Genomic DNA, 24349 nt, shown 5'->3' with positions numbered 1-24349 from the left:
TTAGTTTTTATTGTTAGTTTTATCTATATCTGCCATTAGATTTTTTGGATCTATTTGTATAGTTTTTACAGCTTTTTTGGTTTCAAAAGTATAGGTTGGGTATGCCCAGGCCCAATCTTTTATTGTTGTAGCTGTTGTTGGCTTTTCTCCACGCATACTGGCTAATGGAATGTAAATAGCCTCTGTACTTCCATCTATATAAGTTACTTCAAGGTCTATAGGCATTGGCATTAAACCAATACGTTCTAATGTTACTGTGTTTCCGTTTACAGATTTTACACCATAATCTATTGTGTTAGTTGTTTGTGTCCAGTCTGTTAAATACCATTCTAATTCTAAACCAGAAACTTTTTCGGCAACGCGAATAAAATCGTTTGGTGTTGGGTGTTTAAAAGCCCAATCGTTAAAATACTGTTTTAAAGTTTGTTTTAAATTATTTTCTCCAATAACATAACCTAATTGAGATAAGAAAACCGAACCTTTATTATAAGCTGTAATGCCATAAGCAGTGTTAGTTTCGTAACGATCTGCATGTGTTGTTTGTGGTTTTTCTAAGCCTTCTTTTGTTGCTAAATAAGTATAACCTCTATATGCACTTGCAGCAGGATTATCTGCATTTTTTTTGTTTATATAATCCATTGCATGATCACTTATGTAACTAGTAAAACCTTCGTCCATCCATTCGTGTTTCCCTTCGTTAGTAGCTAATAAAAACTGAAACCAAGTATGTGCTAACTCATGCGCGGTTACACCCATTAAGCTACCAAATTTACGTTTACCTGTTATTAAAGTACACATAGCATATTCCATACCGCCATCACCACCTTGAATAACAGAGTATTGCTCGTAAGGATATTTACCAATATGCTCACTAAAATATTGCATCATTTCTACTGTTTTAGGCTGAAGATCTTTCCAGAATTGTAAGTTTTCTGCAGGTAAATCTTTTTTATAGTAAAAATGAAGCATTGGTCCATTAGGGACTTGCATTGTATCATGAATATAGTCTGGATCTGCTGCCCAAGTAAAATCATGAACATTTGGAGCTTTAAAGTGAAGCGTTTTTTTGTTTCCTTTTATTTTAGGATTTGGCTGAAGGTATCCCGTACCACCAACAACATAATCTTTATCTATAGTTAATTTTAAATCAAAATCTCCCCAAACACCATGAAATTCTCTTCCTATATATGGGTAGGCATGCCAACCTTCAAAATCATACTCAGATAGTTTTGGGTACCATTGCGTCATTGATAATGCAACACCTTCTTTATTATTTCTACCAGAACGACGAATTTGTACAGGTACTTGTGCGTTAAAATCCATATCGAATGTTACACTTTCTCCTGGTTGAATTGGATTGTTTAGTGTAACTTCTAAAATTGTTCCAACGGTTTCATGTTTTACATTTTTTCCATTTTGCTTAAGAGTATTAACTTTTATGTAACCAATTTCGTTAGGTTTTAAACTGCTTATTCTACTTACTTTTTCTCCATTTACTTCTTCCATCATTCTTCCGTCTGGATCTTTAATAGACTGTAATCTGGCGTCCATTTCACTTCCTGGTTGAAAAGCATTAAAGTATAAATGGTAGAATACTTTATTTAATACATCTGGAGAGTTATTTGTGTATACTAGTGTTTGTTTACCTTGATATTGGTAATTATTAACATCCATGTCAATCTCCATTTTATAGTCTACATGTTGTTGCCAATAGGTAGATTTTGCTGAAGATGCAGTTACAGCCATTGGACTGTTTTGAGATGTGGATGCAGTGTTAGAAACACTTTTTGTAGTACCACAACCCATTAAAAATAAAGAAGTTGCAACACTTAAAAAAAAACTTTTTTTCATATTATTTATTTTAAAGAAAAAAGCCTCAGTAATTTTAAATCACTGAGGCTTTTTTGGTTTGTATAATTACTTAGACAACTGAGCTGCCATAATTAATGCATTGTAGGCATTAACCATTTTACCAGATTTTGTTAAACTACTAAAATCTCTAATATCTTCACCGTTACCACCAACAATTACCTTAGTATTTACTGCTAATCCAGAATCTAAAATAATTTGTTTTACTTGTGCAGCTGTTAATTTTGGATATTGAGACCAAACTAACGCAGCAACACCAGCAACTGCAGGAGCAGCCATAGATGTACCACCTTTAGTATCGTACTCATTTTCTGGTGTAGTAGAGTATATTTTTGCACCTGGAGCAAAAACATCTACATTTTTCTTACCATAGTTAGAAAAATTAGCTACCATTTTTGTACCGTAGCTAGGCGCTAATGCACCAACACGTATGTATGTGTTACCAACTTCTACGTAATTTACATTATCATCTGGAAAGTTAGGAGCTGTATCTACATCTTCACTTGAGTTTCCTGCTGCGTGAACAAATATTACATTATTATCACTTGCATATTTAATAGCATCTCTTACCCAATCAGCATGAGGAGAAAAGCTTTTACCAAAACTTCCATTAATTACTTTTGCACCATTATCTACAGCATAGCGTATCGCTTTTGCAACATCTTTATCGTACTCATCACCATTAGGTACTGCACGAATACTCATAATTTCAACATTATTAGCAACACCATTTGCTCCTAAACCATTGTTACGCTCTGCAGCAATAATTCCAGCAACGTGAGTTCCATGACTTTCAGATTTTTTTACTGGCATTACATTAGCGTTACCATAACCTGGTTTGTCATTAAAATCGTCTGGATTATCTCCTGTAGTTCTTCCTTTAAAATCTTTGTTTAGATTAAAGTTTACTTGATCTGAAAAATAATCTACTCCAGCTTTAATTTGTTTTAAGCCATCTTGTAAAGAAGACATTCCATTAGCGTACATAAATTTAGCAGTTTCTACAGCTTTACCTAAATCTGACTCTGCATCTGTAATTTCTAATGCGTTTACTTCTTTAGCAGTATAATTATCTTTTTTAAAGTGGGTTTTAAGTGTTTGGTGAGCAGTATTTACTCTATTGTAAATACCTTCGTAACGTTCCTTTCCTGCAAGAGCACTATTGTAGTCTGCATCGTATTTAGCTTTAGCTTCATCGTATCTAGGAGCTGTTGTGTTACCACTAGCTACTAAACGAATGTATTCTAATTGCTCATCGTATGCATCTCCTAAAAAGTTCCAGCCATGAATATCGTCTACATATCCGTTTTTGTCATCATCAATTCCATTTCCTGCAATTTCTCCTTTATTAGTCCAAAGTACACCATCTAAATCTTCGTGTTCAATATCAATACCAGAATCTATAACTGCTACTATTATTTTTTGTCCTTTGTTACCTTTTATAATTTCAGCGTAAGCTTTATCTACACTCATACCAGGAATAGTATCTTTTACTAGGTCTAAGTGTCCCCAATTTTGAGCTTCGGCTTCTGTTAAAGGCGCTTCTTTAATTGGTGTTGTATCTATGTTTTCAATTGGCGTTGAAATAATTGGTGCGCCACCACCACAACTAGAAAGTATAGCTGCAGAAAATACTGAGAATAAAACAGTTTTATTTATTAGTTTCATTTTTAAATTATTTAGTTTGTTATAGGTTAAAAATATCGTTGCTTGTGAAAGTTTCTTTTAATCGCACACCTTTATCTGTGTGTTGCACAGTAATAAGTTCGTTATGTGCATCGTGTTCCAAAAATAAGTAATAATTATTATCTGCCGCTAAATTGAGGAATTTTTCTTTTTCATCTAATGTAAGTAATGGTCTAGTATCGTAACCCATTACAAATGGTATTGGTAAATGACCAACTGTTGGTAATAAATCTGCCATAAAACAAATGGTTTTTCCTTTGTAATTAATCATTGGAATCATTTGTTTTTCGGTATGTCCATTAGCAAAAAAAATATCGAATCCTAATGCCGATTTTTTTAAAATATCTTCTTGATTTTCTGGGATTTTAGTGAACTTTAAATGCCCGCTTTCTTCCATTGGTAGAATATTTTCTTTTAAAAACGATGCGACTTCTCTGCGATTAGGTTGTGTTGCCCACTGCCAATGATTTTGATTACTCCAAAAATGTGCGTTTTTAAAAGCAGGTTCTAAAAGTGTTCTGTCTTTATTGTATTGTATAGAACCTCCACAGTGATCAAAATGTAGATGAGTCATAAAAACATCTGTAATATCATCACGATGAAATCCATATTTTGCTAAAGATTTATCTATAGAATCGTTTCCCCAAAGATGATAGTAACCAAAAAACTTTTCACTTTGTTTGTTACCCATTCCTGTGTCTATTAATATTAGACGATTACCATCTTCAATTAATAGGCATCGCGCAGCAATATCTATCATGTTATTGGAGTCTGCAGGATTGGTTCTTGTCCATAAAGACTTAGGTACAACGCCAAACATTGCGCCACCATCGAGTTTAAAATTACCTGCGTTTATAGGATATAATTTCATAGCTGCAAATTATGAAAAATGTAAGGATTGAAGGTAAACGTTAAGTTTTTATTAAGAAACCACTTTTTGCAAGCGTTTTCCAAAATCGTAAAGTGCTTTTATTACAATATTTTAGTAAAGGCTTTTGGTATATTATCAATGATGTTGTCTATTCTTGTCCGCTCAAGGTTTATTAGTCTTTCATTTACAATTTGTGTTTTTCTAAGTGTTTTATTAACATTAACCTTTATTGTTGTTTCAATTTGCTTAATTTTTTCAGAGTTTAATTTTGAACCTACATAATAAGTAAAAAGCTTTTCTCTTTTGGTGGTTTCAATTTATTAAAAGATTTATTTTGTTCTGTTGAAGCTTTAAAAATTGCCTCGTAGTTTTAATGTATTTTCTAAGCGTATTTAGAATAATTTCTAAGGTTTTTATTTTGTCTTCAAATTCAATTCCAATATGAATTAAAATTAGTTTAGCCTCAAAAAACACTGCTAATCACGTGGCTTCGTATAAATTTGCTTTAAGGTTTGAAGTAAAGGCTACGCAAATGCCAATTGTTTTAAATGGTTTATGAGTCACTTAGGGTTTTTATTCTAAAACAATGAAGATATTGTTTTAAAATAACCTTACAAACGTTGTAGTAATGTTAATTGACCATAAAATTGTTTTATTATATTTAACTTTAACATTTTTAAAAAACCAACAGATTATAATATGGTAGAATTAGGAGGAATAATTATTTTAGGAATATTGGCACAATGGGTTGCTTGGAAATTTAAAATCCCAGCTATTTTACCACTTATACTTATAGGGCTTTTAGTTGGACCAATTGCAGCAGAGTTTTTAAGCGAAGATGGCACAAAGTGGATAGAACCTATATGGAATGGTGATGAAGGTTTATTTCCTGGACAAAGTCTCTTTTACTTTGTATCTCTTGCCATAAGTATTATTCTTTTTGAAGGTGGATTGACCTTAAAAATGGGAGAAATAAAAAATGTTGGTCCTGTAATTACCAAATTAATTTCTATAGGATCTATAGTAACCTTTTTTGCTGCAGCAGTTGCAGCACATTATATTTTTAATTTGAGCTGGAAAATTGCTTATTTATTTTCTGCTTTAATAATTGTTACTGGTCCTACTGTTATAACACCAATTTTAAGAAATATCCCGTTAAAAAAAGACGTCTCGGCAGTACTAAAATGGGAAGGTATTTTAATAGACCCAATAGGTGCTTTAGTTGCCGTTTTGGTTTTTGAATTTATTAGCGTTGATGCTGGTGGAGAATTTACAAAAACTGCATTTATAGAGTTTGGTAAAATTGTACTTTTTGGTGCTACTTTTGGTTTCACCTTTGCGCATGGGCTTAATTATATTTTAAATAAAAAATTAGTACCACATTATTTAATGAATGTGTTTACACTTGCTACTGTCCTTGGTGTTTTTGTATTGTCTGATGTATTTGCACACGAGTCTGGGTTATTAGCAGTAGTTGTTATGGGAATGGTTTTAGGTAACTCTAAATCACCACACCTTAAAGATATTCTATATTTTAAAGAGTCTTTAAGTGTATTATTAATTTCTATCTTATTTATATTATTGGCAGCAAATATTAATATGGAAGAGTTGTATTTAATTTACAGCTGGAAAACGGTTGCACTATTTGCTATAATTGTATTTGTTGTTAGACCATTAGGTGTATTTTTAAGCACTTATGGTTCTAGTTTAAAATTTAACGAAAAGCTTTTTATAAGTTGGGTTGGACCTCGAGGTATTGTAGCAGCAGGTATTGCTTCATTATTTGGTTTAAAATTAGCAAAAGAAGGCGTTGTTGGTGCAGAATATATTACACCGTTAGTTTTTATGATTGTTCTAGGAACTGTTTTATTAAATGCTACTACCGCTAGATTATTTGCTAAAATTGTAGGCGTATTTTTAACACAATCTAATGGTATTTTAATTGTAGGAGCCTCTAAAGTGTCTCGATTACTTGGCCACTATTTAGAGTCTAACGGAAGACATGTTGTTTTAATAGATAGTAATCAAAGCAATATTGCTAAAGCTAAAGATTTAGGATTGGAAGCTATTTCTACAAACATTTATTCAGACACATTATTAGATAACATAGAATTAAATGATGTTGGCTATTTAATGGCATTAACAGGAAGCTCAGATATAAATAAGTATGCAATAAATAAATTTAGTAAGCAATTTGGTGAAAATGGGTCTTTTAGGTTAGTGACTACAGATGAAATGAAAGATGTGTCAAACAACCCAAAAGAAGGGCTTTTTAGTCATACAGATGATTATAATACACTTAGTAATGTAACCAGAAAATACCCAAGTATTCAAGAAATTGAATTGAAGGATAAAGAACATTACGATAGTTTAATTGAGATTTCTAATAACGATAAAGAAATAATCCCATTATTTATTAAAAATGGAGATGGCGAATTAAGTATTATCTCATCGTATAATAAAGATATAGAAAAATTTGATGAAGGTTCTCAATTGGTATACTTAGGAAAACCTTTTGATGTTGAAGTTGTAGAAGCAAATTAAAACAATAAACTTTTAGTTTTTGGCTAAAATTTTTAGTCAATAAAAAAAGCACTTTCTAACTTTTAGAAAGTGCTTTTTTAATATGTATTAAACTACTAGTCGTTAAGTTTTAAAACAGCCATAAACGCTTGTTGAGGTATTTCTACATTACCAACTTGGCGCATACGCTTTTTACCTTTTTTCTGCTTTTCTAACAGTTTACGTTTACGTGAAATATCACCACCATAACATTTTGCTGTTACATCTTTACGTAGTGCTTTTACAGTTTCACGAGCAATAATTTTTGCACCAATAGCAGCTTGAATTGGAATATCGAATTGCTGACGTGGAATTAATTCCTTCAATTTTTCTGTCATTTTTTTACCAATAGTGTGTGCATTATCTGCGTGAATTAATGCAGAAAGCGCATCTACTGGTTGTGCATTTAGTAACACATCTAAACGTACTAATTTTGATGTTTTCATACCTATTGGAGAATAATCGAAAGAAGCATAACCTTTAGAAACAGTTTTTAATCTATCGTAAAAATCGAAAACAATTTCTGCTAAAGGCATATCGAAAGTTAGTTCAACACGTTCTGGTGTTAAATAGGTTTGATTAGTAATCATACCACGTTTTTCTATACACAGGCTCATTACATTACCTACAAAATCTGACTTTGTGATTATTGTTGCTTTAATATAAGGCTCTTCAACCCTATTAATCATAGTAGTTTCTGGTAAATCACTAGGATTGTTTACAATTAAAGGCACATCTGGTTCTTTATTTGTGTATGCGTAGTATGATACGTTAGGTACCGTAGTAATAACTGTCATGTCAAACTCACGCTCTAAACGTTCTTGTATAATTTCCATGTGTAACATACCTAAAAACCCACAACGGAAACCAAAACCTAAAGCCGCAGAGCTTTCTGGCTGGAAAACCAATGAAGCATCATTTAATTGTAGCTTTTCCATAGAGTTTCTTAACTCTTCATAATCTTCTGTGTCTACTGGATAAATACCAGCAAAAACCATTGGTTTTACATCTTCAAAACCTTCAATTACATTTGTAGTTGGGTTTGCAAAGTCTGTAATAGTATCTCCTACTTTTACTTCTTTAGCCGCTTTAATACCTGTTATTAAGTATCCAACATCTCCAGTTTTTACACTTTGTTTTGCAACTTGATTAAGTTTTAGAGTACCAACTTCGTCTGCAAAATATTCTTTATCTGTTGCTACGAATTTAATTTTTTGTCCTTTTTTAATTTCACCATTAAACACTCTAAAGTACGTTTCTATACCTCTAAAAGTATTGTAAACCGAATCAAAAATTAAGGCTTGTAAAGGCGCTTCTGGATCACCTTTTGGAGCTGGAATACGCTCAATAATTGCTTTTAAAATATTTTCTACACCAAAACCAGTTTTTCCACTGGCATGAATAACTTCTTCTGGATCACAACCTAAAAGGTCTACAATATCATCTGTTACTTCTTCAGGATTAGCACTTGGTAAATCGACTTTATTAAGTACTGGAATAATTTCTAAATCATTTTCTAGCGCTAAATAGAGATTAGATATAGTTTGTGCTTGAATACTTTGAGCTGCATCTACAATTAATAAAGCACCTTCACAAGCAGCAATAGATCTAGAAACTTCGTATGAGAAATCTACGTGCCCAGGTGTATCAATAAGGTTTAAAACATATTGTTCACCCTCAAAAATATAATCCATTTGTATGGCATGCGACTTAATGGTAATACCACGTTCGCGTTCTAAATCCATACTATCTAAAAGTTGTGCTTGTTGTTCACGCGCTGTTACAGATCCAGTAACATCAAGCAAACGATCTGCAAGTGTACTTTTACCGTGGTCAATATGTGCAATAATGCAAAAATTTCTAATATTCTTCATAGTCTAAAATACTCTTAAAAATGAAAGAGAGTGCAAATATAGTGCAAATATTAGCGATTTTTAAGTTTTTATTAGGAATACAAAGTGTTGAGATTTACGGTTTTTACCGTACTAAAAAGTAAAAAACTATTATTATCTTGGCACTCTTATAATTAACAAATGAAAGGGTTTTTTTACATATTTTTCTTTTTTACTACTATTGCTACTGCTCAAGAATTTAATATAACCGGAAATGTTGTTGATGAAAACAATGAACCAATACCTTATGTTAACAGTATTATTTCTACAATAGATGAGGTTAAAATTATAACTGGATCGACCACTAATGAGTCTGGTAATTTTGTTATTGAAGCAGTAAAACCGGATAATTATATATTGAAATTTTCATTTATTGGTTACGATAGTTATAGCAAAAAAATTAATGTAGATAAAGATTTAAATGTTGGAACAATAGTTTTAAAAACCTCTTCAGAGTCGCTTGATGAGATTACAGTTAACTACAAAAAGCCATCAGTTAAAGTTCAGCCAGATCGTTTAATATTTGATGTTCAAAACACAGCACTAACCGAAGGTAATTTGTTAGATGTCTTACGTAATACACCTTCTGTTTTAGTTTCTGGTGAAAGTATTAGTATTAAACGCTCTTCACCTACAATTTATATTAACGATAAAAAAGTAAATTTATCTGGTACAGAAATTATTCAACTTTTAGAAAGTTCTCCAGCAAATAGTGTGAAATCTATAGAGGCTATTACGACTCCAGGAGCAAAATATGATGCATCTAGCGGAACTGTGTTAAATATTATAATGGATAAAAATTTAATTACTGGATATAGAGGTCGTGTATTTGGTGGTTATAAACAAGGTGTTTTTCCTAGTTATAATGGAGGTATTTCTAATTTTTTTAAAAACAAATCAATAAGCTTATCTGCTAATTATAGTTATTCAAAAAATAAAATAAATAGGTTTAATGATGGTGAGATAAATTATCTAGACGAAGAAAATAACCTTGATGAGTTATGGGATTCTAAATTAAATAGAAACACTTGGTCTGAAAAACATACAGCTAATATTAATTTGGATTATTTTATAAATGAAAATAATACCTTTAGTTTATCTTCAAATATTTCTTTAACACCATATTTTAAATATAGAACTCAAAACCTAACTAGAATTACAGATGATAGCTCTAATCTATTATCAAGTTTTAACGCTAATACGTTATCTAGAGACGATAAGCACAACTTAGGTTTTGATGCAGATTATGTTAGTACTTTTAATAATAATAGTAAGCTCTCTATTAATGCTCACTATACAAATTACGAATATTCTAGAGAGCAAAATGTAAATAGTCAATATTATACAAGTAATGGTGATTTTGATTATGCAACAGGTTTTAATACAGATTCAAATCAAGATATTGATATTGTTTCGGCTAAAGCAGATTATTACATTCCTTTTAATGATGACACTTCTTTATCTTTAGGTATTAAAGGGTCATTTGTTAACACAGGAAGTAATATAACCCGAATAGATGCTTTAAATAACCAAACAGAATTAAATAGTGCTAATATTTTTGATTATTCTGAAAATGTTTTTGCTACCTATGCTAGTTTAGATAAAGTTATTGGTGATTTTAGTTTAACAACAAGTTTACGTTTAGAGCAAACCAACCTTGAAGGAAAATCTTTAGGTAACATACACACGCAAGATTATTTAAAATTGTTTCCAACTATTATAGTAAATCACCAAACAACAGAGTCTACAGTATTGTATGCAAAATATAAAAGGTCAATTTCTAGACCAAGTTATCAATCTTTAAATCCTTTTCAGTTTTTCTTAAATGATAATGTTATTGTTTCTGGTAATCCAAACTTACAACCTTCTTTCATTAATAAATGGGATGTTGGTACAATAATAAATGACAGACACCAAATTTATATCACTTTAACAAGTACAGAAGATAATATTAACGAGTTACCAATTCAAAATAACGAGACTAATATAATTACTTATACACCAACAAATATTGGAAAAACAACAGCCTTAGGTTTTAGTTATGAAAGCTATTTTACTGTTTTCGATAAATTATCGCTTTATTTTGGAACAGAAGTGTATAATACCTTAGAAAAAACACAAATATTAGATCAAGCGATAGAATTAGACCAATGGTCTAATTACACCTATTTAATAGGAGATATTAGCTTTTTAAAAGACAACAGCTTATCAACATCATTTTCTCTAACATATTCTAGTAAAAACCTACAAGGACTTTTAATTTCTAAAGGGCAACTTTTTTCAGATATTGCAATTTCAAAAACCATTTGGAATAAAAAAGGAACGGTGTCTTTAATAGCTTCAGATTTATTTAATAAGGCAGATTATAATACTGTTACAAACTATTTTAATCAACGAAATTCTCAATTTACAAACTTAGATAACCGTTATATAAAACTTGGCTTTAGTTATAAATTTGGAAATAGCACATTAAGTTCTAACGAAAAAAATAGTTATAATAAAGAGCGAAATAGAATACAGAATAGAGATTAAAGTTATTATTATTTTGGCACAAAAGAGTTTATAATTTTAAGCGCATCATTATAATACATACCAAAATAATGTACTTCATTTGAAAACGAATAAAATCGAGTCTGTTATTTTTAATATAGAAAAACTCTAACCTCTTATATTTGTTTTTTTCAGATTTATATTCCACTAAAGATTCAATTTTATAAACAAACTTTGAATTTTCTTCCATTTTTATAATTTTAGATTCTTTATTGCTTTCGTTTCTTCTTAGCGTATTTGCGTGTTCTTTTAAAGTGTTTTCTAGACCTATAAATTTTTCGACATTTAATACATTTCTACTTACAGATATGTTATTTAATTCATCTTCTGGATTTGCTTTTCTTAATGTTTTTGGAGTTAAATATACATATCCCATAGCTCCAAATTTCACCCAACTTTTAGGGTAAGTAATTTCAAAATGGTTGTTACTAATGGTTTTTAAGTTGGATGTGTTTTTTTTTGAAGCACAACTACAAAAAATAATAAACGAGAGTACTATAATTTTTTTCATAGTCACTAATTTATAGCATTCATTTATAATTACCCAAAAAACATTAATTTTGCAAAAAAGAAATCATTTTGGTAAAAATAGACAACATAGAACTACCTGATTTTCCATTGCTTTTAGCACCTATGGAAGATGTAAGCGATCCACCATTTCGAGCATTATGCAAAGAACAAGGTGCAGACGTTGTTTATACCGAGTTTGTAAGTAGTGAAGGTTTAATACGTAATGCTGCTAAAAGCGTTATGAAACTTGATATTTACGAAAAAGAAAGACCAGTTGGTATCCAAATTTTTGGAGCCAATATGGACAGTATGCTAGAAACTATAGATATTGTTTCTGCATCTAAACCAGATATTATAGATATTAATTTTGGTTGTCCAGTAAAAAAAGTTGTAAGTAAAGGCGCCGGTGCTGGTATTTTAAAAGATATCTGTTTAATGGAGCAACTTACTGCCGAAATGGTTAAACGAACAAATATTCCAATTACAGTAAAAACACGATTAGGTTGGGATCATGATTCTATAAAAATTGTTGAGGTTGCCGAAAGGTTGCAAGATGTTGGCTGTAAAGCTATTGCTATTCACGGTAGAACCAGAGCACAAATGTATAAAGGTGAAGCCGATTGGAAACCTATTGCTCAAGTAAAAAATAACCCGAGAATGCATATTCCTGTATTTGGCAATGGAGATGTTACTTCTCCAGAACGTGCTATGGAAATGCGTGACGATTATGGTTTAGATGGTTGCATGATAGGTAGAGCTACAATTGGAAACCCTTGGTTTTTTAAGCAAGTAAAACACTTTTTTGAAACAGGAGAACATTATAGACCAATTACTATGCAGGAACGCGTAGAAGCAGCTAGAAGACATTTACAAATGTCTATAGATTGGAAAGGCGAAGTGCTGGGCGTTTTTGAAACGAGAAGACATTATACTAACTATTTTAAAGGTATTCCGCATTTTAAAGAATATCGCATGAAAATGGTAACAAGTGACGACTCTAAAGACGTATTTGCTGCCTTTGATGAGGTTTTAGAAAAATTTGGCGATTTTCAATTTACAGAGTAAGTAATTACTAAACAGTTTTTACCATTGCTTTTGTAATTCTAACCGAAGCAATTTTTGAAGCTATTATACCTAAAACAGTTATTGTTACAAAAACAATAAAAACATTCTCTACTCTAAAAGCAACAGGATAAGCTAAACTTTGCGTTATCATTACTTTCATGTTTTCTGGTCCGTATAGTTGAAACATCACTAATACTATACTTACAACTAAACCTATTAAACCACCAACAATACTCATAAGAGTACCTTGTAAAAAAAATATTTTTCTAATATCTTTTACGGTAGCACCAATATTAAATAAGGTTGTTAAACTTTTTTTCTTGTCAAGCATCATCATAATTAAAGAGCCAACAACATTAAAAAAAGCAATAATTAATATTAAAGTAAAAATTAAATAAACAGCCAAATTTTCTGTGTTTAGCATTTTATTTAACGAATCGTTTAGTTGGGTTTTGTTTTTTACAGTAATAGCGTTTCCAAGTATATCTTGAATTTGAGAGCTTATAATTTTTTCATCTGCATTGTCCTTAAGTCTAAATTCCAAGCTAGATAATTGGTTTGGTTTATAGCCTAAGAGTTCTTGTGCTAATTCTATAGAGGAAAAGATATGACTTGCATCTAATTTCTCATTAACAGCAAAAATACCCACACAAACGGTTTCTACTTGATTAAAAGCCTCGTTTATAGAGTTTATTTGTCCTTTTCCAGGTTTTGGCACACCCAAATACAAGCGTTTTCCATAATTTAAAACACCAAGATTTAAATTGCTAGATACACCATAACCAACAACAACTTGATTTGTTTTTTTAGTTAACCAACTGCCATACTCAATAATAGAATCTACAGCATTTACAATTTGATATTTTTCATCAACACCTTTAATATAAAATGCTTGTTTTGCACCATCAAAAGAACCAATTACGCGCTCTTCAACTATTTTAGAATATGATGCAATACCATCAATTGCTTTTAATTTTTCTTCGTCTGAAGCAGATAATAAAAACGATTTACCAATAGTAGTTTCAGCTTTTAAATCGGGATCAATAATTGTAGTAAATTCAAGTGTAAAGTCTCGTAAACCCGAAAATCCAGAAAGTACAATAAATAAAGAAGCGGCACCTAAAATAATACCGCCAATAGCTATGTAAGTGATAAAGTTTATAGCATTATTACTGCTTTTTGAGCGTAAATAACGTTTAGCAATGTAATACGAAAAACTCAATAGTTAAGATTTTTTGCGTTTCCCCAATAAATCTTCATTTTTAATTGGGTTATCTTCTCTTTTTAAAGATTGTTCTATTTTATCTATATGCTCTAAAGAGTCGTCCACAAAAAAGTAAAGTTGTGGCATTCTTCGTAATTGATTTTTAGTACGTTGTGCTAATTCATGACGTATAAACGGTTGGTTAGATTTTATACCTTCAACCAATTCTTTTGCTTTATCATTAGGAAAAATACTTAAATATACTTTAGCAACAGATAAATCTACAGTAACCGAAACTTTAGATACCGAGATAATAACACCGCGCATACCACCTTGTGTTGCAGCAGTTTGCAATATGTCTACTAGATCACGTTGTAAAACCGATCCTATTTTTTTTTGTCTTTGACTTTCTTCTGTTTTCATTTAATTTTATTGCTTTCTATACTTTAACAGTAAAGAATGTACTGCAAAAATACGCTTTTTAAATATTATACTATTTTTGATAACAAAATTTATACCTTAAATAACTAATTTATAAAATTTATATTATTCCATAATACTATATTATATATGAATAAAATTGAACACATTGGCATAGCTGTAAAAAACCTTAAAGAGTCAAACACGCTATTTGGTAAATTATTTGGAGAACCACATTATAAAATTGAAGAAGTAGCATCAGAAGGAGTAAATACTTCTTTTTTTAAAGTTGGAGAAAATAAAATAGAATTATTAGAAGCAACAAAGCCAGATAGCCCAATAGCAAAATTTTTAGAAAAAAAAGGCGAAGGTATCCACCATATTGCATTTGATGTAACAGATATTGAAGCTGAAATTACACGCTTAAAGTCTGAGGGCTTTAAAGTTATAAACGAAACACCCAAGAAAGGTGCCGATAATAAATTGGTAGCTTTTTTACATCCAAAAACATCAAACGGAGTCCTTATTGAACTGTGTCAAGAAATAAAAAGTGAAATAAAGAAATAATTTCTTGTAGCGTTTTAAAAATAATAGTAGATTTGCAGACCAATTTTGGTCCCATAGCTCAGTTGGTTAGAGCACCTGACTCATAATCAGGTGGTCCTTGGTTCGAGCCCAAGTGGGACCACTTTAAAATTGTAAAGCCTTGCAGAAATGTAAGGCTTTTTGTTTTTTATAAATGAGGTGCTTAAAAAAAATCAAGCTTAATTATCTAATTTTACTATTTATTAACAATTTAATAGCCGAATACTTATATATAAAAATATTAAAAGTACTATTTTTGGCACAATTTATGTATTTTATCGAAAAAAAAGACCGTTCATGGTGTTTTTTTAATGAAAAAACTGTTGAAAAGTTTTGATAAGACAGTTTTTTTTATACATTTACCATCGAGTTATGATACAATATAAAAAGACATTTGCCTCAATCTTATTTATATTAATAAGTTTTGTATGTGCAGCGCAGACACCGTTTGATCCGCCGCCGCCGTCTCAGCCACCTACACCACCAGGAACTCCAATTGATGGAGGCTTATTGTTTCTTTTAGTTTTAGGAATATTATACGGTGCTTTTATTGCCTATAAAAAAAGTAAAAAATTAGTTTAATTTCTTACAGCATTTAGCTTACTCACGTATTTACCAATAACATCAAATTCTAAATTTACTATAGAGCCTTTAGAAAAGGTTTTAAAGTTTGTGTGTTCAAAAGTGTAAGGAATTATGGCTACACTAAATTCGTTTTTCTTAGAGTTTACTACTGTTAAACTTACACCATTAACAGTTATAGAGCCTTTTTCTATAGTAAGGTTTATAGAGTCTTTATTATATTTAAAAGTATATAACCAACTTCCATTAGTTTCTTTTGCTTCAATACATTCTGCTATTTCATCAACATGACCCTGTACAATATGCCCATCAAGCCTATCGCCAAGTTTCATTGCGCGTTCAATATTAACAATGTCATTTTCTTTTAAATCACCAATATTAGTTTTTTCTATAGTTTCTTTAATTGCGGTCACAGTATATTCTTCATCTCCAATATTAACAACAGTTAAACAAATACCATTGTGAGAGACACTTTGGTCTATTTTAAGTTCATTAGCAAGGCTACTATTTATTGTAATATGTAAATTATCCTGCTCTCTATTTAAGGCTTTTACGGTACCTAAGGTTTCAATAATTCCGGTAAACATACTTTATCGAGTATTATTTAATTAAATTTGTGACTGTAAATTTACAAACAATAGTTATCAAAATTAATGAGTAGAGAAGAAAATATAAAAGTTGGTATCTCAATAGGAGATTTAAATGGAATAGGACCAGAAATTATACTAAAGGCTTTTGAAGACCAAAGAATGTTGGAGTTTTGTACACCTATAATATTTGCTTCTATAAAAACAATGAATTTTGTTAAAAACCATTTTAAATTAAATACACACTTAAATGGTATTCAACATTTAAATCAAGCCTCTAATAAAAAAATAAATATTTTTAATTGTTGGAAAGAAGATGTACATATAGATTTTGGAAAAGAAAACGCTAAAATTGGAGAATATGCTGTAAAATCATTAGCAGAAGCAACAAAAGCTTTAAAAAACAATGAGATTGATGTTCTTGTAACAGCTCCAATTAATAAAAGTAATATACAATCAAAAACATTTAATTTTCCTGGACATACAGATTATTTAGCTCAAGAACTAGAAGGTGAAAGTCTCATGTTTATGGTAACAGATTCATTAAGGGTTGGTTTACTTACAGATCACGTGCCGGTAAAAGATATTGCCAGCCACATAACACCAGAGCTAATTACCAAAAAAATTGAAACGGTTTACAATTCATTAAAACAAGATTTTAGAATTAATAAACCTAAAATAGCCGTTTTAGGTATAAACCCTCATACTGGAGATAATGGTGTAATTGGCAGTGAAGATGATGCGGTAATGCGCCCAACCATAAAAAAAATTAAAGATTCTGGAAAATTAGTATTTGGTCCTTATGCTGCCGATAGCTTTTTTGGTAGCGATAATTATAAAAGTTTTGATGCCATTATTGCATCTTATCACGATCAAGGATTAATACCATTTAAAACACTTTCTTTTGGTCAAGGTGTTAATTACACAGCCGGATTAAATAGAGTAAGAACGTCGCCAGATCATGGTACAGCATATGAAATTGCAGGAAAGGGAATAGCGGATACTAACTCTTTTAAACAAGCATTATTTACTGCAATTAAAATTTTTAACAACCGCAATGAATATAGTGAATTAAACAAAAACCCGCTCGCAGTAAGCAAACGTAAACGTTTCGATAACAGAAAGTAGAAAAAAAAGAAGTCAACAAAAAATTGTTGATAAGTCTTTTAGTTTAAAAAAGATTTGTATATTTGCGGGCTCAAAAGAGATGTGATAATGAAGCCATTGAAACAGTTTACAATACCATTTGTAGGACTAAAAGTAGGAAAACATCATTTTGATTACGAAATTGACAGTAAGTTCTTTGAATATTTTGAGTATGACGACTTTAATAGTAGTAATTTAAAAGTAGATGTTGAATTAGAAAAGAAAACAACACTTTTAGAACTGCATTTTGAAGTATCAGGAACAGTTAATATTAACTGTGACGTTACAAATGAACCTTATAATCAACCTTTAAATAACGAGTTTGATTTAGTGGTTAAGTTTGGCGAAGAGTATAATGATGAGAATATAGATATTTTAATCATTCCTCATGGAGAGTATGAAATTAATATACAACAATATGTATATGAATTAATTGTGCTTGCAATGCCAAGAAAAAGAGTTCATCCAGGAGTTGAAGATGGAACATTAGATTCAGACATACTTGAAAAATTAGAAGAATTAAGCCCTAAGCAGAAGGACATAAAAGAAGACCAAGAGGAAATAGACCCTCGTTGGAATACATTAAAGAAACTATTAACGGATAAATAAAAAAATAAAATGGCACATCCTAAAAGAAAAATCTCTAAAACAAGAAGAGATAAGAGAAGAACACATTATAAAGCAACTGCGCCACAAGTTGCAACTTGCCCAACAACAGGTGAGCCTCACTTATATCACAGAGCACACTGGTTTGAAGGTAAACTTTATTACAGAGGTCAAGTATTAATTGACAACGCTGTAGCAGAAGAAAATATAGCATAATTTACTATGCATGCATACAGAAAACGCTCACTTGTGGGCGTTTTTTTTATGATATATTTTTCTATACGTTAAAAAGAACTTAATTTGCATAATTATTGGCAATAAATGATTAAATTCATTAAAATTTTGCCATTTTTGGACGATTTTTGAACCGTTTTGGTCAAATTAACTTAAAAAGTATGAGTAAAATCTCAGCAGCAATCACGGCTGTGGGCGCATATGTGCCAGACTATATATTAACCAACGAGATTCTCGAAACGATGGTTGATACAAACGACGAATGGATAACTACCAGAACTGGTATTAAAGAACGTCGCATTCTTAAAGGTGAAGGCAAAGGTACTTCCTACATGGCCATCAAAGCCGCCCAAGACCTTATTAATAAAACAGGTATAAATCCAGAAGAAATTGATCTTGTAATTGTATCTACTGCAACGCCAGACATGCAGGCAGCATCAACATCTGCATACACTGCAACGCAAATTGGAGCAGTAAATGCCTTTTCTTTCGATTTAGAAGCCGCATGTTCTAGTTTCCTTTTTGGTATGTCTACAGCATCTAGATATATAGAATCTGGTAGATACAAAAAGGTACTACTAATAGGTGCAGATAAAAACTCTTCTATGATAGATTATCAAGACAGAGCAACATGTATAATATTTGGAGATGGAGCAGGTGCAGTTTTATTTGAACCAAATGAAGAAGGGTTAGGACTGCAAGACGAGTATCTTAGAAGTAACGGAGCGGGAAGAGAATTTTTACAAGTAAAATCTAGTGGCTCATCATATCCTGTAACAGCAGAGCGTATTGCTAAAAGAGAAAACTTTGTGTTTCAAGACGGTAAAACAGTCTTTAAAAACGCAGTTTTTAATATGGCAGATGTAGCAGTAAAAATATTAGAACGAAATAACCTTACAAAAGATGATATCGCTTGGCTTGTTGCACATCAAGCAAATAAAAGAATTATTGATGCAACAGCTAATAGAATTGATTTAGAATCAGATAAAGTAATGATGAATATAGAAAAGTACGGTAATACAACATCTGCTACTTTGCCATTGCTATTAAATGATTACGAATCACAATTAAAAAAAGGAGATAATTTAATTTTTGCCGCTTTTGGAGGTGGCTTTACTTGGGGATCTATTTATTTTAAATGGGCCTACAACGGAAAATAAACTAACTATAAAAAAACTTAATAACTGTAATTATGGATTTAAAAGACATTCAAAACTTAATCAAATTTGTAGCCAAATCTGGAGCGAGTGAGGTTAAATTAGAAACAGACGACGTTAAGATAACAATAAGAACAGGATCAGATTCTGAAACTACAATTGTTCAGCAAATGCCAATGGCTCAAATGCCACAAATGCAAATGCAACAAGCGGCACCTGCTCCAGCAGCAGCGGCAGCACCTGCAACTCCAGCAGCACCAGAAAAAGAAGATTCAAAATATATAACTGTAAAATCTCCAATTATTGGAACATTTTATAGAAAACCATCACCAGATAAACCATTATTTGTTGAAGTAGGACAATCAATCGCAGAAGGAGATGTACTTTGTATTATTGAAGCAATGAAACTATTTAATGAAATAGAATCTGAAGTTTCAGGTAAAATTGTTAAAATATTAGTTGATGATGCCTCTCCGGTAGAATTTGATCAACCATTATTTTTAGTAGACCCATCATAACCCAATTTTAAAATTCCAAAACACAAATCCCAATTTGTTGGAATTTGGAATTTGAATTTTAAATTTTTTAGAACGTTATGTTTAAAAAAGTATTAATTGCCAATAGAGGAGAAATAGCACTACGTGTTATTAGAACCTGTAAAGAAATGGGCATAAAAACTGTAGCAGTATATTCTACAGCAGATGCCGAAAGTCTACATGTAAAATTTGCAGATGAAGCAGTTTGCATTGGGCCAGCACCAAGTAGTGAGTCATACTTAAAAATGTCTAATATAATTGCAGCTGCAGAAATTACAAATGCAGATGCAATACACCCAGGATACGGATTTCTATCAGAGAATGCTAAATTCTCAAAAATTTGTGCAGAACACGATATCAAGTTTATTGGAGCTTCTCCAGACATGATTGATAAAATGGGAGATAAGGCCAATGCAAAATCTACAATGATTGCTGCAGGCGTGCCATGTGTACCAGGTAGTGAAGGTGTTATAGAAACATTTGAAGACTGTAAAAAAATAGCAAAAGAAACAGGTTACCCAGTTATGCTAAAAGCTTCTGCCGGTGGTGGAGGAAAAGGAATGCGTGCTGTATGGAAACCAGAAGACTTACAAGAAGCATGGGAATCTGCAAGACAAGAATCTAAAGCAGCTTTTGGAAATGATGACATGTATATGGAAAAGCTTATTGAAGAGCCTCGCCATATTGAAATTCAAATTGTAGGAGATTCTAACGGTAAAGCATGTCATTTATCAGAAAGGGATTGCTCAGTACAACGTCGTCACCAAAAATTAACCGAAGAAGTACCTTCTCCTTTTATGACTCCAGCTTTACGTAAAAAAATGGGTGAAGCAGCTGTAAAAGCAGCAGAATATATTAAGTATGAAGGAGCTGGAACAGTAGAGTTTTTAGTAGATAAACATAGAAACTTCTACTTCATGGAAATGAATACACGTATTCAAGTAGAGCACCCAATTACAGAGCAAGTAATTGATTTCGATTTAATACGGGAACAAATCCTTGTAGCAGCAGGAGTACCTATTTCTGGTAAAAACTATTTACCGCAATTACACTCTATAGAATGTAGAATTAATGCGGAAGATCCATTTAACGATTTTAGACCTTCACCAGGTAGAATTACAACGTTACATGCGCCTGGAGGACATGGAGTACGTTTAGACACTCACGTATATGCAGGTTATTCAATACCTCCAAATTACGATTCTATGATTGCTAAGTTAATTACAACTGCGCAAACAAGAGAAGAAGCAATAAATAAAATGAAACGTGCCTTAGATGAGTTTGTTATAGAAGGTATTAAAACAACAATTCCGTTTCATAGACAATTAATGGATCATCCAGATTATCTGTCAGGAAATTATACTACAAAATTTATGGAAGATTTTGTAATGCAAGAGGAAATTGAAGAATAAAAAAAAGCGACTTATCTAAGTCGCTTTTTTTTATTCTTCAATTTAAAATACTGAAATTCAACAACTACAACTTTTAATTTAACTTTTAAAAGTTGTAGTTTGAACAAGAACACTATATATTTAAAGAGTATTACAAAAATATATAGTTATGAAAAAAAATTACACTAGATTTTTGTGGACATTTTTGCTATTTGCAATTATATCTACACCAGTATTTTCACAAATTAATAGTTCAATTTGGTTACCAATTACTAAAGATAAAGCCTCAAAAAAACAACAGGTATTTAGAAAAAGCTTTCCTACAACAGCACAATATTATCAATTAAATATTGAAAAACTAAAACAACAGTTACAATTAGCTCCAAGTAGAAATAATACGCAAGTATCTTCTAATGTAGTAGTAAAATTTCCTACAACAAATAATCAACTCGAATCTTTTAGAGTTAAAGAAGCATCTATTATGGAAGATGATTTACAACAAAAATTCCCGGAAATGAGAAGTTATGTTGGTCAAAGTTTAGAAAACCCATCTAAAACCATTAGATTTAGTATTACTCATAAAGGTTTAAATACAATGACCTTATCAGATCAAGGTACAGAATTTATAGACGCTTTAACTACAGATGGTAAAAATTATATTGTTTACAATAAAAAAGATTTAATTAAGCCAAACCAAGATTGGAAATGTAATTATACAGATGAAATTAATGATAACACTAAAAATTTAGAAATAACAACTTCAAGAAATGCAGATGACGGTATGTTAAGAACATTTAGGTTGGCATTAGCATGTACTGTTGAATACGCACAATTTCATGGAGGCACGTTAGCTGATGTAATGGCGGCTATGACAACTACCATGACAAGAGTTAATGGTGTATACGAAAGAGAATTATCTGTAACCATGACGATGGTAGATAATACAAATATTATTTTTTTAGGTCCAGATGTTAATTCAGACCCTTATACTAATGATGATGGAGGAACAATGCTAACCGAAAATCAAACAACATTAGATAATAATGCAAATGTTGGTTCAGCAAACTACGATATTGGCCATGTATTTAGTACCGGTGGTGGTGGAGTTGCTTTTCTAAATTCACCTTGTACAGGTTTTAAAGCAGGTGGAGTTACAGGCTTACCGGCACCAACAGGAGATGCTTTTGATGTAGATTATGTTTGTCATGAAATGGGACATCAATATGGAGGTCCACATACATTTAATGGTAATGCTCCTGGTTCAAGTTGTTTAACACAAAGAACAGCTTCTAATGCATACGAACCAGGAAGTGGTTCTACAATTATGGCATATGCAGGTATTTGCGCTCCACAAAATGTTCAAAATAATAGTGATGATTATTTTCATCAAAAATCTTTAGATGAAATTTTCGACAATATAACTAATGGAAATAGCCAATGTGCTACATTAACAGCTACAGGTAATGCGGCTCCAACTTCAAACGCAGGAACAGATTATACTATACCAGCATCAACACCATATAAATTAACTGGATCTTCTACGGATGCAGATGGAATTAGTACTCATACCTATACTTGGGAAGAATATGATTTAGGACCAACAGGAGCACCAACAGAAACTACAGTAAATGGACCAATTGTAAGGTCGTATAAGGGAACAACAAATCCATCACGCTACATACCAAGACTTGAAGACTTAGTTGTTAGTGGAGGATCTACAGCTTGGGAAAAATTAGCTTCTGTAGACAGAACAATGGCTTTTAGGTTAACGGTTAGAGATAATGATATTGTTGGAGGACAAACTGCAGTTGATGAAATGATAGCTACTGTAAATGCTTCAGCAGGACCTTTTATTGTAACATCTCAAAATACAGAAGGTATAACATGGCTTACTGGAGAAACACAAACTGTTACTTGGAATGTAGCTGGAACTACAGCAAATGGAATTAATACAGCAAATGTAAATATTTTATTGTCAACAGATGGAGGATTGACATACGATACGGTTTTAGCTACAAATGTTCCAAATAATGGTTCGGCTAATATAGTTGTACCTGCATTACCATCATCTCCATTTTGTAGAGTTATGGTAGAAGGTGCAGGAAATATATTCTTTAACATTAATACAACAGATTTTGCTGTAAACGCAGCAGTAACAACTACTTGTAATACATATACAACAGGACCAATTTCTACTCCTATTCCTGATGGAGCAGGAGCTAATGTTCAAGGTAATCCAGTTTTTATTCCTGTTAATGTTACAGAATCTACATTAATTACAGATATTAAAGTTAGTGCAGATGTAACTCATAGTTATATTGGAGATTTAATTATGCAATTACAAGCACCAAATGGTGGTGGTTTTTCAAATATTTGGGCTAGATCTTGTAATTCTGCACAGTTTATGGATATTGATGTTACTTTTCAAGATGGTCAACCGCAATTTAATTGTGCAAGTCCTACAGTTGGAACTTATGCACCTGCAAACCCATTAAATGATTTTAATGGTAATGATCCATCTGGAACATGGAACTTAGTTTTTGTAGATTTTTATAATGGTGATACAGGTGTTGTTAACGAATGGTCTATAGAACTGTGTAGTACAACTGTAACCGCATTAAATGTTGACGAATTTTCATTAAGCAATTTAAGTATATATCCAAATCCTAATAATGGAGAGTTTAATGTAAAGTTTAATACAACATCAAAAAATATAGATATTGCTGTATTTGATGTTCGTGGACGCTCAATAATTAGTAAAACTTATAATAATAGTTCTGCAGAGTTTAACAAGGCAATAAGTCTTGGTAATGCAGAAGCAGGAATGTATTTACTTAATATAAGTGATGGTTCTAAAGTAGTTACTAAAAAGATTATTGTAGAATGATTTTAAATC

20 protein-coding genes and 1 tRNA gene are annotated in these 24349 nt (G+C 31.5%); 13 read left to right on the top strand and 8 right to left on the bottom strand.

The genetic code is table 11. The annotated features are described in order from the left end of the window. The 3 genes from BM549_RS02525 to BM549_RS02515 all read right to left on the bottom strand — a co-directional run bounded on the left by BM549_RS02525 (position 1) and on the right by BM549_RS02515 (position 4426). Positions 1–1851: a M1 family metallopeptidase gene (locus tag BM549_RS02525; protein WP_290468826.1), complete on the bottom strand. Its 1851-nt coding sequence runs from the start codon at positions 1849–1851 to the stop codon at positions 1–3. A gap of 66 nt (positions 1852–1917) precedes the next feature. Next, the gene (locus BM549_RS02520) at positions 1918–3537 is read right to left on the bottom strand and encodes a S8 family peptidase (protein ID WP_290468825.1); all 1620 of its coding nucleotides are present in this window, start codon (positions 3535–3537) and stop codon (positions 1918–1920) included. Positions 3538–3556: 19 nt separating this feature from the next. Beyond that, on the bottom strand, positions 3557–4426 hold the full coding sequence (locus tag BM549_RS02515; RefSeq protein ID WP_290468824.1) for an MBL fold metallo-hydrolase: 870 nt from the start codon (positions 4424–4426) through the stop codon (positions 3557–3559). 699 nt (positions 4427–5125) lie between these two features. Between BM549_RS02515 and BM549_RS02510 the strand changes: the two genes are divergently transcribed. Then, positions 5126–6970, top strand: coding sequence for a sodium:proton antiporter (locus tag BM549_RS02510; RefSeq protein ID WP_290468823.1), 1845 nt, complete (start codon positions 5126–5128; stop codon positions 6968–6970). A gap of 95 nt (positions 6971–7065) precedes the next feature. Here BM549_RS02510 and lepA read toward each other — a convergent pair whose 3' ends face one another. After that, complete coding sequence (gene lepA / locus BM549_RS02505) at positions 7066–8862, bottom strand: translation elongation factor 4 (protein ID WP_290468822.1); 1797 nt, start codon at positions 8860–8862, stop codon at positions 7066–7068. Positions 8863–9021: 159 nt separating this feature from the next. Here lepA and BM549_RS02500 point away from each other — a divergent pair, with 159 nt between their 5' ends. Next, the gene (locus BM549_RS02500; protein ID WP_290468821.1) at positions 9022–11412 is read left to right on the top strand and encodes an outer membrane beta-barrel family protein; all 2391 of its coding nucleotides are present in this window, start codon (positions 9022–9024) and stop codon (positions 11410–11412) included. Positions 11413–11440: 28 nt separating this feature from the next. On the opposite strand, the gene BM549_RS02495 is transcribed toward BM549_RS02500, so the two are convergent. After that, entirely contained in the window at positions 11441–11941 is a 501-nt protein-coding gene (locus tag BM549_RS02495) for a hypothetical protein (protein WP_290468820.1), read from the bottom strand. Positions 11942–12009: 68 nt separating this feature from the next. Between BM549_RS02495 and dusB the strand changes: the two genes are divergently transcribed. Next, a complete protein-coding gene (gene dusB / locus BM549_RS02490) occupies positions 12010–13005 on the top strand; it encodes a tRNA dihydrouridine synthase DusB (RefSeq protein ID WP_290468819.1) in 996 nt (331 codons plus the stop codon). A 7-nt stretch (positions 13006–13012) separates the two neighbouring features. Here the strand turns inward: dusB and BM549_RS02485 are convergent, their stop codons facing one another. Together BM549_RS02485 and rbfA are read right to left on the bottom strand one after the other, a co-directional pair. Next, positions 13013–14227, bottom strand: coding sequence for an FtsX-like permease family protein (locus tag BM549_RS02485; protein WP_290468818.1), 1215 nt, complete (start codon positions 14225–14227; stop codon positions 13013–13015). A gap of 3 nt (positions 14228–14230) precedes the next feature. After that, positions 14231–14632: a 30S ribosome-binding factor RbfA gene (gene rbfA, locus BM549_RS02480; protein ID WP_290468817.1), complete on the bottom strand. Its 402-nt coding sequence runs from the start codon at positions 14630–14632 to the stop codon at positions 14231–14233. Positions 14633–14779: 147 nt separating this feature from the next. Here rbfA and mce point away from each other — a divergent pair, with 147 nt between their 5' ends. From mce to BM549_RS02465, 3 genes are all read left to right on the top strand, one after another. Beyond that, a complete protein-coding gene (gene mce, locus BM549_RS02475; protein WP_290468816.1) occupies positions 14780–15196 on the top strand; it encodes a methylmalonyl-CoA epimerase in 417 nt (138 codons plus the stop codon). A gap of 47 nt (positions 15197–15243) precedes the next feature. Next, positions 15244–15317, top strand: a tRNA-Ile gene (locus BM549_RS02470). Positions 15318–15586: 269 nt separating this feature from the next. Further along, positions 15587–15796 (top strand): hypothetical protein, encoded by a 210-nt coding sequence (locus tag BM549_RS02465; protein WP_290468815.1) that lies wholly within the window; start codon positions 15587–15589, stop codon positions 15794–15796. On the opposite strand, the gene BM549_RS02460 is transcribed toward BM549_RS02465, so the two are convergent. Beyond that, positions 15793–16383 carry a riboflavin synthase gene (locus BM549_RS02460; RefSeq protein ID WP_290468814.1) on the bottom strand — a complete coding sequence of 197 codons (591 nt, stop codon included), beginning with the start codon at positions 16381–16383 and terminating at the stop codon, positions 15793–15795. The two genes, BM549_RS02465 and BM549_RS02460, sit on opposite strands and share 4 nt — an antisense overlap. A gap of 66 nt (positions 16384–16449) precedes the next feature. Between BM549_RS02460 and pdxA the strand changes: the two genes are divergently transcribed. From pdxA to BM549_RS02425, 7 genes are all read left to right on the top strand, one after another. Continuing rightward, complete coding sequence (gene pdxA / locus BM549_RS02455) at positions 16450–17511, top strand: 4-hydroxythreonine-4-phosphate dehydrogenase PdxA (RefSeq protein WP_290468813.1); 1062 nt, start codon at positions 16450–16452, stop codon at positions 17509–17511. An 87-nt stretch (positions 17512–17598) separates the two neighbouring features. Then, positions 17599–18138 (top strand): DUF177 domain-containing protein, encoded by a 540-nt coding sequence (locus BM549_RS02450; RefSeq protein WP_013869594.1) that lies wholly within the window; start codon positions 17599–17601, stop codon positions 18136–18138. Between the two features lie 9 nt (positions 18139–18147). Continuing rightward, the gene (gene rpmF / locus BM549_RS02445) at positions 18148–18351 is read left to right on the top strand and encodes a 50S ribosomal protein L32 (RefSeq protein WP_013869593.1); all 204 of its coding nucleotides are present in this window, start codon (positions 18148–18150) and stop codon (positions 18349–18351) included. Positions 18352–18530: 179 nt separating this feature from the next. Continuing rightward, entirely contained in the window at positions 18531–19529 is a 999-nt protein-coding gene (locus tag BM549_RS02440) for a beta-ketoacyl-ACP synthase III (RefSeq protein WP_013869592.1), read from the top strand. Positions 19530–19561: 32 nt separating this feature from the next. Next, positions 19562–20044 (top strand): acetyl-CoA carboxylase biotin carboxyl carrier protein, encoded by a 483-nt coding sequence (gene accB, locus BM549_RS02435; RefSeq protein WP_013869591.1) that lies wholly within the window; start codon positions 19562–19564, stop codon positions 20042–20044. Positions 20045–20121: 77 nt separating this feature from the next. Then, a complete protein-coding gene (gene accC, locus BM549_RS02430) occupies positions 20122–21474 on the top strand; it encodes an acetyl-CoA carboxylase biotin carboxylase subunit (protein WP_013869590.1) in 1353 nt (450 codons plus the stop codon). Between the two features lie 148 nt (positions 21475–21622). Beyond that, complete coding sequence (locus BM549_RS02425; RefSeq protein WP_290468812.1) at positions 21623–24340, top strand: reprolysin-like metallopeptidase; 2718 nt, start codon at positions 21623–21625, stop codon at positions 24338–24340. Positions 24341–24349: the final 9 nt, after the last annotated feature.

Source organism: Lacinutrix sp. MedPE-SW, assembly GCF_001874145.1.
Taxonomy (GTDB): Bacteria; Bacteroidota; Bacteroidia; order Flavobacteriales; family Flavobacteriaceae; genus Lacinutrix.
Note: the sequence above shows the minus strand (reverse complement) of the source record. Positions and strands in the feature narration are given on the sequence as shown.